This is a genomic window from Mammaliicoccus sp. J-M41, assembly GCF_022385935.1.
Classification (GTDB): Bacteria; Bacillota; Bacilli; order Staphylococcales; family Staphylococcaceae; genus Mammaliicoccus; species Mammaliicoccus sciuri_A.
Map to the genome: position 1 here is coordinate 1 of NZ_JAJNIR010000056.1, position 7,288 is coordinate 7,288.

Here is a 7,288-nt window from a genome sequence, read left to right on the forward strand (position 1 = left end):
AGTTTAATCATGATTTTAGTGGAAAATATTAATCCATATAAAAAAACAAACTGAACTTATAAATTTAAGTTCAGTTTGTCCACAGTCTGAGAAAAAACCTTGAGTTATCAAGGTTTTTTCTTTTCACTATACGTGACTAATTAATCTGAGCGGAGATGGAGGGATTCGAACCCTCGCGCCGCAGAACGACCTACACCCTTAGCAGGGGCGCCTCTTCAGCCAACTTGAGTACATCTCCATGGCTCCACAGGTAGGACTCGAACCTACGACCGATCGGTTAACAGCCGATAGCTCTACCACTGAGCTACTGTGGAATAATTAAATTTTTATCAAGCACAAATACTATTATATCAAGCATCTTAATATTTTCAAGAGAAAACCTAAAAAAATTAACGGAACATTTACACTTTAGTTGCACTTGTTCCGTTAATATTTATTTTCGTATGCTAATATTGATTTTTTAAATACATCTTAATAACATCAAGTACACTATATCCATCTTGAGTTAAGTCAATATTAGGTGTATTTAGTTGTTTAATAAAGATATTATTACGGTGATTTCTATAGTACAAACATAAACAGTTTAAGTATTGATGATTAATTACGTGGTAGGAAATTGGAAAAACGAGGCTTTGATCTTGCTCTAAAAATATCTTGGTCTTATTGCCATTGTATTCTTTGAAATCTTTAACATAGAGTATATTTATCCATGTGTTGTCTATTGACCTTTCGGAACCTGTGCAGAAAAAATAAGTGGATGTAACTGCGGATACTAAAATCGGGGGTTTGCTAGTAATTCTGGTAAGCCTTTTTGTAAAAAGCTTTCTTTCATTGAAGTGTTCTCCATAAAAGCGACATGACTGATTCATAATTTCTTGAGGTTTCTGTTTAATAATGAACGGTTCTCTACCCGCTTCAGACACCTCAGTATGAATGGTATGATCGTCTACTCTGACTCCTCTAATGTACATCGTGTTTTGTTTAATTACGTATTTACTCATAGTATGCTCCTTTCAAAATTTATGTAATTACAACGAATGGATTTACATTTATTGTAATTACATAAAATATAATCTATATTTAAATGGAAGTCAATACTTTTTGGAATAAATTCTATTGTTTTTCTATAAATTCTAAACGATTTCCAAAAGGATCTAATAAATGGATTCTATTTGCGCCTGGAAAACGATTATCTGCTTTAAACTCTATTTTTTCATTCGTTAAATGTTCTTTTAAATCTTCTAGATTTTCAACATTAATAGCTGGATGTGCTTTTTTTAATGGTTCAAATCCTTCTTCAATACCAATATGCAAATCAATTTGATTAATATTAAACCAAACGCCTCCATTACCTCTCAATGACTCAGGCTTTTCTACTTCTTTAAACCCTAATTGATTACAATAGAAATATCGTGCTTTATCCTCTGATCCTTTAGGTGCAGATAATTGAACATGATCCCACTTTTTTAATTGATACATAATGATTCTCCTTAAGTATTTTTGTTATATATGGTTCGACTACTTAAAACTTTCACAACCGTATTCTGAATTGTGAGCAAAATAATTTGAAATTAGATTATAGTAACATATAATGAATTTATAGAGTAAGTTTATCACTGATTTCGAATTATAAATTTACTTTTTAAAATTTCTGAATATTCATTGCATTTAGAAAATAAATACGCTATAATTTTAACAAATAAAGTCAAGGGGTTGTTTAAAATGAAACAATATTCTCAAGTTAAGCACCAGAGTTTAGAAACTTTTGTTAATAACTTAAATGATTTATCAGTTGAGCTTGTGATTGACTCTGCTTTACGTGAAAATCGTAAAAGAGAATTAATGGTTTTAATTGATGAAGCACTTGCGAATCGTAATAATACTTTATTTGAACAATACAGTGAAGAATTAATTCAGTTGGAGGATTTACAATCGTGAGTTGTCATTTAAAATTTAACACATAATAAGAGACTACTTTTGAAAACATTCAAAAATAGTCTCTTTTATTTGTTTATAGCATTAAATTAATAATTTCTTCTTTAGCGATATCTCCAAAATAGTGATAAACATCAATATCTTTTAATGCTTCTTGAATAGATGATTTTTGATGTTGAACACCTATTAATGCTTCTTCAATATCTTTTACATCACCGACACCAAAGAAATCACCGAATATTGCTGCGTGTTCTATTTTACCTTTTTTAACATCTAATTTAATTTGGACAAGTCCTCTATCAAATTTATGACTTCTTTCAAAGTTGTATTTAGGATTCTTGCCATAATTCCATTCCCATTTTTGGTATTTATTTTTACTTAGTTCATTAATGTTATCCCAATCTTCATCTGTTAAATGATACTCTTCAACATCTTCACTACCTTGTTGTTTAAAGATAGATGTAAGTATACGTTGTTTAAATGTTTCAATATCCATTGGCTCTTCTAAGAACTCTTGTATGTTTGCGACACGTGATCTTATGGATTTAATACCTTTAGATTTTATTTTTGCTTCGTTAACGCGAAGTGCATTAACAACCTCTTCGATTTCACTATTTAACATCAATGTCCCATGTGAGAACATGCGATCTTTTTGTTTAACCATTGCATTACCTGATATTTTTCTTTCCCCGACTTGTATATCATTTCTACCAGATAATTCTGCTTTAACACCCATTTCATTTAAAGCATCAACAATTGGTTGTGTAAATTTCGCAAAGTTATGGAAACTGTCTTCGTCATCTTTTGTAACAAAGCTAAAGTTTAAATTACCTAAATCGTGATATACAGCTCCACCACCAGAAATTCTTCTTACTACTTTGATGTTGTGTTTCTCAACATACTCTTGGTTAACTTCTTCAATCGTATTTTGATTTTTCCCTACAATAATAGATGGTTGATTAATATAGAATAGGAAATAACTATCATCTTTAGGAAGAGAAGTTAAGACATATTCCTCCATAGCTAAATTAATCATTGGATCGTTAATACCATTATTACTTACAAATTTCATTATATTTCCTCCTTCTTTTCTCCCCAAATAGCCTCAAGTATTATAGTACCATATGTTTGATTAATCATATGTATGATATGTTTATGTTAAAATAGAGTATATTTGTTAATACTTTATAAACTGGGTATTATTTAGTATAATGTTTCATAGTATTATTTAGGAGGAATAAGATGACAATCGCAGAAGTTGGAAATATCATAGAGTTTCAAGATGGATTAAGAGGTAGAGTTGAAAAAATTAATGAAAACTCAGTTATCGTAGATATCACAATTATGGATAACTTTGAAAGTTTAGAGTTACCTGAAAAAACTGTAGTGAATCATAAGCGTTATACAATAATTTCTGAAGAGGGATAATAGTGAAGAGACAAATTAATCCTCAATTAATATGGTTCATATCTAGTTTCATTATTTTTCACATTATTTTATTCATTATGCAAGGTGAAAAAGAAGTATTCTGGTACTTATATACTGGTATTATGCTGATTGCGGGCATTAGCTATGTCTTTTATCAACGTGACATCAAATCTAAGCGATTACTTCAATCAATTGGATATGGTCTTATTGGTGCCATTATATTAGTTCTACTTCAGCTATTATTATCACAAATTTATAATGGCTTGTCATATGCATCCTTATTAAAAGAATTAATGCATGCTGGCGTATTTTATAAGTGGCAAATGCTTGTAACAATTGTAATTGCTATACCTTGTCATGAGTTATATATTAGAACAATTTTACAAAATCAGTTACAGCTGAAATTTTCACAACCTATTATTGCAATCGTTGTGAGTGCCCTTGCATCTAGTTCACTATTTTTATATTTAGATAATTTAGCTATATTTATGTTTATATTTTTAGCACAACTCATATTATCTACATTGTATTTCTACACGAAAAGAATCGTAACATCTTATGTAGCTCAAATTGCAGCAATCATCATACTCGTTATAATTTTTAGCTAATACATTTAATAAAATAATCCCCAAAAATTTTAGCAATTATGCTAACTTTTTGGGGATATTTTTATAATACTTCAAAATGATGTTCTAAATCATATTTGCCCTTTGATTCCGTCAGTTCTTCAATCATATATTCGATGACAGTCTTTTTCGCTCTCTCATACGTTGATTCAGAAATGATCTTATTAACGTGTCTAAATAAATAATCCGTCATAATAACTGAATAGGTAGCTTCTAAATCAATATTATTTAAGTTAACTCTACTGCCTACAGGTTTACTCAAATCAATCGTATATTCGAAACCTTTCCATACAGTCATAAGTGTCGGTTCTAAAATATGGTCATTATATTGAACCGTGTCCCCTTCTTTATACAGTGCTGTAGCAGTTCTTTCTATAATGCGCTTTATTTCAGCACCAGATAAATTAATTTTGACAGGTTTATCAGTATGTACATATGATTGATAAACATCTTTAACTTGTAACTCGCCACGTAAACCTTTACCAGTCGGGTTCCCAATTTGTGCACAAACAAAATCAGTTTCTTTAAATGCTCTCGTCATACTTTGTTGAATACATTCCATGAACTTATGCGGTTTTATAAATAAGTCTGTTAATTGTTTATAATCTAACACAACAGGTACGTCAACAACGCTCTGTTCAGACCAATGTTGGACTGCTTTTTGGTCGAAATACGTTAGTTCCAATAAATCTCTATCTTCAGGATAACTTGAAATTTCTACGTGCTTAATAGACGTATCGATAATTTCTACAGAGTTTGCTCTTTTTTTGAATTGAATAGACATATCTACAATATTCGTAGCATCTTTACCTGGTTGTATAAACTGTGTTTCTTCGACTTTAAGATCAACAATATGTTCTTGATGTCCAGTAATAATGACATTTACGCCTTCTGTACTTTTTGTCATACTTTCAGCGTTGTTACTGTAATATGATCTATAATTATTTTTATCTGTGTAAGTGTTTAAGCCACCATGGTATAACATAATCAAGAAGTCAGGGCTTTCTTTTTCATGTAAATATCTCACCCATTTTTTTGCTGTAGTCATAGACTCACCAACAAGGACTTCGTCTTCAAACTCAACGTTTTTATTTTCCATAAGACCACTAGATGTGAATCCTATGATGCCTATTTTTATACCTTCTACATATTTAATCGTATAAGGTGTTGTAAAATATGGTTCACGAGTCTTACTATGTTCAATATTTGCTGCTAACCAAGGAAATCTGCTTAAAGCAATAGATTTATTTAAAAAGTCTAAGCCAAAGTTGAATTCGTCAGGGCTCACACCACTTGCATCAAATTGCATTTCATTCATCACTTTAATCATTGGATTTCTCTTATATGGGGCAATTTGAGCATAATAAAAAGCAAACATTGAACCTGACAACATGCCACCATTATCTAACAATAAGACGTGGTGATTGGTTTTGCGTTTATGTTTAACGTAAGTGGCCATCTTTAGAATGTTACCACTAATACCACTTTTTCCTATTTGTCCATGTAAGTCAGAAGTAGCTAATAAATCAATTGTTATGGTTTCATTCGTATTCAATGCTATCCCCACCTTTTTTATTTATTTTACCATTTTTAAATACTGTTAGGGCAGTTTACGACCATTTGGATAGAAAATTTATTTAATATGTATTGGCAATAATTGTTAATCATAATATACTCTATTAGTAAACAATAAACTTGGAGGCAATAATGAAATCATTTAATAAATTAATCATCATTAATTTTGCTATCGCTTTAGTCATTTCATTAATGATTGGTATTATTATAAATAAAAATTATACAAATAGAGTGAATCAAAGATTAGAAACGACGAAAGAAATTGTAAACTTAAAAATTAATACATTTATAAATGAATCAAATAGCATCTCTGAATCTTTAACGACTATTTTATCTAACAGCCGCAATGAAAAATTTATTAATCAATTTTTAGAAGATAATCACATCAGATACACTTGGATCGACCATATTTATATATTGAATGATCAAAAACAAATCGTCTATGACTCTAAAGGCGCTGATTATACCTCTCTTGAAGATTTTAACAAATATAAGTTTCAATTTCCTTTTACAGCTAATTCTAGTTTAAGCAGTGAAAAAATCTCATTAAAAAATGCCAATACATTATTATTAACGAATCATTTAAAAGTTCAAAATAAAGACTACACTGTTGCTTCAGAAATCAATATGTCTTCATTCAAAAATGAAATTAATTTAATTTCTAAAAGATATCACATTCAAGTTAATGGAATCGATGGTACTGAAATCTATCAAGTTGGAAAAGAATATAAACACTCTAAATCCGTAACATATTTATATGATCAATTACCAATCTCATTAACAATTAGCGGACAGTATAATTTTATAACGCGCATAATTTTACCGAGCATTTTTATATTTTTAGTGGTATTTTTATTATTATCTATTGTGACACTTATATTAAAAAATAGATCCGAACGATTAGAACATGAAAAAGTCATCGAACAAGCTAATAATGAAAAACTTAGATTAATAGGTACACTTGCTGCCAATACAGCACATGAAATTAAAAATCCACTTACAAGCATTAATGGCTTTATCGAACTAACGAGAATGAAATATGATAAAGATAAACAAGATCATCACTTTAATATCATTTCAGAAGAACTAGATAGAATTAATAATATCGTGACACAGTTTTTATTTTTAGGAAAGCCAACTAACCTTGCCTATTCAAATGTCGATATTAATCAATCTATCAAAGAAGTTTCACAATTTTTGAAGTATGAACTTGAACAACATAACATTAATATTGCTTTAACATTACCTGATAGCCCTATCTATGCATTTATTTCAGAAGATCAATTAAAACAAATTCTCATCAATCTCATTCAAAATGCTAAAGATGCTTTATTAGATGTTGAACAACCAGAAATTGAAATTCAATTACAACATACACATGCAAAACAAGCGACGATTATATTTAAAGATAACGGTACTGGAATGTCTAAAGAGACACAACAAAAGATATTCGATCCTTTCTTTACAACGAAAGAATCTGGTAGTGGTCTCGGTTTATATTTAAGTAAGAAACTCATTGAAGATTGGGAAGGCGAAATTAGCGTATTTACAAATATGACTAAAGGTACTACCTTTATGATTACTATACCTACTATTAAGCCATAAGAAAAAGCAAGCGACCTAGTCGCTTGCTTTCAGAGTGTCGACAAAGTCTTAGACTTTGCCGGCATTTTTTTATGCGCATGCTTTCCGCGGGCATGTTCTCAGCCTGTAGTCTTCGAATC

Annotated in this window: 8 protein-coding genes and 2 tRNA genes; 4 read left to right on the top strand and 6 right to left on the bottom strand. The window is 30.1% G+C overall.

Annotation, left to right across the window (positions count from 1 at the left end):
* Positions 1-150: 150 nt before the first annotated feature.
* From LQ686_RS13640 to LQ686_RS13655, 4 genes are all read right to left on the bottom strand, one after another.
* Positions 151-238: transfer RNA gene (locus tag LQ686_RS13640), tRNA-Ser, on the bottom strand.
* Position 239: 1 nt separating this feature from the next.
* A tRNA-Asn gene (locus LQ686_RS13645) sits at positions 240-314 on the bottom strand.
* Positions 315-446: 132 nt separating this feature from the next.
* Complete coding sequence (locus tag LQ686_RS13650; protein ID WP_103361967.1) at positions 447-1,001, bottom strand: competence protein ComK; 555 nt, start codon at positions 999-1,001, stop codon at positions 447-449.
* 112 nt (positions 1,002-1,113) lie between these two features.
* Positions 1,114-1,479, bottom strand: a complete 366-nt coding sequence (locus tag LQ686_RS13655; RefSeq protein ID WP_107566018.1) for a VOC family protein — start codon at positions 1,477-1,479, stop codon at positions 1,114-1,116.
* A gap of 243 nt (positions 1,480-1,722) precedes the next feature.
* On the opposite strand from LQ686_RS13655, the gene LQ686_RS13660 reads away from it, so the two are divergent.
* Entirely contained in the window at positions 1,723-1,938 is a 216-nt protein-coding gene (locus LQ686_RS13660) for an IDEAL domain-containing protein (protein ID WP_016911637.1), read from the top strand.
* Positions 1,939-2,011: 73 nt separating this feature from the next.
* On the opposite strand, the gene lplA is transcribed toward LQ686_RS13660, so the two are convergent.
* Positions 2,012-3,007, bottom strand: coding sequence for a lipoate--protein ligase (gene lplA, locus LQ686_RS13665; RefSeq protein ID WP_025905641.1), 996 nt, complete (start codon positions 3,005-3,007; stop codon positions 2,012-2,014).
* A 170-nt stretch (positions 3,008-3,177) separates the two neighbouring features.
* Between lplA and LQ686_RS13670 the strand changes: the two genes are divergently transcribed.
* Together LQ686_RS13670 and LQ686_RS13675 are read left to right on the top strand one after the other, a co-directional pair.
* Complete coding sequence (locus tag LQ686_RS13670; protein WP_025905642.1) at positions 3,178-3,363, top strand: YkvS family protein; 186 nt, start codon at positions 3,178-3,180, stop codon at positions 3,361-3,363.
* A gap of 2 nt (positions 3,364-3,365) precedes the next feature.
* On the top strand, positions 3,366-3,971 hold the full coding sequence (locus LQ686_RS13675) for a CPBP family glutamic-type intramembrane protease (protein WP_025905643.1): 606 nt from the start codon (positions 3,366-3,368) through the stop codon (positions 3,969-3,971).
* A gap of 61 nt (positions 3,972-4,032) precedes the next feature.
* Here the strand turns inward: LQ686_RS13675 and LQ686_RS13680 are convergent, their stop codons facing one another.
* Positions 4,033-5,544, bottom strand: a complete 1,512-nt coding sequence (locus tag LQ686_RS13680; RefSeq protein ID WP_025905644.1) for a bifunctional metallophosphatase/5'-nucleotidase — start codon at positions 5,542-5,544, stop codon at positions 4,033-4,035.
* Between the two features lie 152 nt (positions 5,545-5,696).
* Between LQ686_RS13680 and LQ686_RS13685 the strand changes: the two genes are divergently transcribed.
* On the top strand, positions 5,697-7,169 hold the full coding sequence (locus LQ686_RS13685) for an ATP-binding protein (RefSeq protein ID WP_107565919.1): 1,473 nt from the start codon (positions 5,697-5,699) through the stop codon (positions 7,167-7,169).
* The last annotated feature ends 119 nt before the right edge of the window (positions 7,170-7,288 follow it).

What these genes read in the sequence shown, in the direction of transcription:
- LQ686_RS13650 (WP_103361967.1), bottom strand. Translation starts at nt 1,001, where the DNA reads ATGAGTAAATACGTAATTAAACAAAACACGATGTACATTAGAGGAGTC.
- lplA (WP_025905641.1), bottom strand. Translation starts at nt 3,007, where the DNA reads ATGAAATTTGTAAGTAATAATGGTATTAACGATCCAATGATTAATTTA.
- LQ686_RS13685 (WP_107565919.1), top strand. Translation starts at nt 5,697, where the DNA reads ATGAAATCATTTAATAAATTAATCATCATTAATTTTGCTATCGCTTTA.
- LQ686_RS13655 (WP_107566018.1), bottom strand. Translation starts at nt 1,479, where the DNA reads ATGTATCAATTAAAAAAGTGGGATCATGTTCAATTATCTGCACCTAAA.
- LQ686_RS13670 (WP_025905642.1), top strand. Translation starts at nt 3,178, where the DNA reads ATGACAATCGCAGAAGTTGGAAATATCATAGAGTTTCAAGATGGATTA.
- LQ686_RS13660 (WP_016911637.1), top strand. Translation starts at nt 1,723, where the DNA reads ATGAAACAATATTCTCAAGTTAAGCACCAGAGTTTAGAAACTTTTGTT.